Annotated in this window: 3 protein-coding genes; all 3 read right to left on the reverse strand. The window is 71.2% G+C overall.

Annotation, left to right across the window (positions count from 1 at the left end; translation table 11 throughout):
- Positions 1-214 precede the first annotated feature (214 nt).
- Positions 215-745: an RNA 2',3'-cyclic phosphodiesterase gene (gene thpR / locus I6U14_RS05655; protein WP_296897592.1), complete on the reverse strand. Its 531-nt coding sequence runs from the start codon at positions 743-745 to the stop codon at positions 215-217.
- Positions 746-787: 42 nt separating this feature from the next.
- Complete coding sequence (pncC, locus tag I6U14_RS05660) at positions 788-1270, reverse strand: nicotinamide-nucleotide amidase (RefSeq protein WP_296897593.1); 483 nt, start codon at positions 1268-1270, stop codon at positions 788-790.
- Positions 1267-1600: hypothetical protein (locus I6U14_RS05665; protein WP_296897594.1), on the reverse strand; the 334-nt coding region annotated here is incomplete at its 5' end. The genes I6U14_RS05665 and pncC, both read right to left, overlap by 4 nt.

Genomic DNA, 1600 nt, shown 5'->3' on the forward strand with positions numbered 1-1600 from the left:
TTCTTGCGATTCTCGTCCATCGTCACTCCGGACCTTGATGCCATTTACGTCGGCAGCTGCCGACGGAACTTGGGCCGAAATTATCACACAGGCCCGTCCTCGGCATCAGGTGTGCCGGGGCGGACAGCTTCATCTGCGTGGGAGCGGCATCCTTGGCGCGACATCCCCGCAGCGGCCCTGGAGGCCGTCGCGGCCGGAGGCCGCTCCCACGGCGTCAATCCAGGCGCCAGCTGCGCAGCACCTGGTAGCCGGCACCATTGCCGCGGCCGGGAGCGCCGCTGCGGGCCAGCACGAAGTCCCGGACCGGCCACTGGATGGCCACCATCGCCGGATCGCTGCGCGCTGCCTTGCGGGCGAGTGTCACGTGCGGGCGATAGCGGCGCGGCTCCGGCGCGATGCCGCAGGGGAGCAGGTTCTGCTGCAGCTGGCTCACGAGGTTGAAGAGCGTCGGCGGCGGCTCGGCCGGGGCTGCCACCAGCAGGCGCTGCCGCGGCCAGGTCTCCACCCGATGCAGCGCCAGGTGGAAGGCTGCCAGCGCGATGTCGTCGCCGGCGGCCTCGATACAAGGCAGTGACTCCGGCGGCACCACGCCGACGAAAACACAGGTCAGGAGCAGGTCGTCCGCGTCAGTCGGACGAGCACACTGAATGGCGTTGTCGCGGGCGTCCAGCAGTGCCGCACGGATACGCGCGTCCGGCCAGAGGGCGAAGAAGAGGCGGATGCTGGCGCGGCGGTCGTCCTTCATGCTTGCCGTGGGATGCAGGCTCCAGGCGACAGGGATTCCGGCTCAAGCCAAGCGCTCGATGAGCCGCGTAAGGACATGAGCCACAGATTGCCGACGCACGGACTCACGGTCGCCGCGGAAGTACACCGTCTCGGTGCTGACGCCGTCCGGCAGCGCAAAGCCGAAGCAGACGGTGCCGACCGGCTTGTCCACAGAGCCCCCGCCGGGGCCCGCGACGCCGCTCACGGCCACCGCCACCTGCGCAGCGCTCCGGGCAACCGCGCCCATCGCCATCTCCCGCACCACGGGCTCGCTCACGGCGCCGTACTCCGCCAGCGTTGCGGCGGCTACACCCAGCATGTCCTGCTTGGCGGCGTTACTGTAGGTGACGAAGCCGCGGTCCAGCCAGCCGCTGCTGCCAGCGATATCCGTCACGCATTTGCTGATCCAGCCGCCGGTGCAGGACTCGGCGGTGGCCAGCATCAGACCGGCGTCGGCGAGCCGGCGGCCAAGCTGTCCGGACAGGTATGCAAGCTCGTCGGTCATGCGGCCGGCGAAGACACCTCGCCCCAGCAGGCATCCAGGTGCTCCTGGAGTGCACGGATGAGTGCCGGCTCGTCAGCGGCACGCAGCGCGGTCGGGTCGTGCGCCGCGGTGGCGGCCTCGCCCGCCAGCCGGAGCGTCATGCGCACGCCGGGGTTGCGTTGCAGCCAGCCGCGCAGCACGCGCAGGAGCGGGGGGAGCATCGGCGGCAGCACGGCGAGGGAGACGGCGCCACAAACCAGCGCCGGCTGGCGGTACGCCGACGACGTCAGCCACCGCGGGCGGGCCCACGGCGCCACCGAGAGGACGGCCCACGTCGCCCGCCGCCCAGCG

The sequence above is a fragment of the Thiohalocapsa sp. genome (assembly GCF_019695415.1).
In the GTDB taxonomy this organism is placed as follows: domain Bacteria; phylum Pseudomonadota; class Gammaproteobacteria; order Chromatiales; family Chromatiaceae; genus Thiohalocapsa.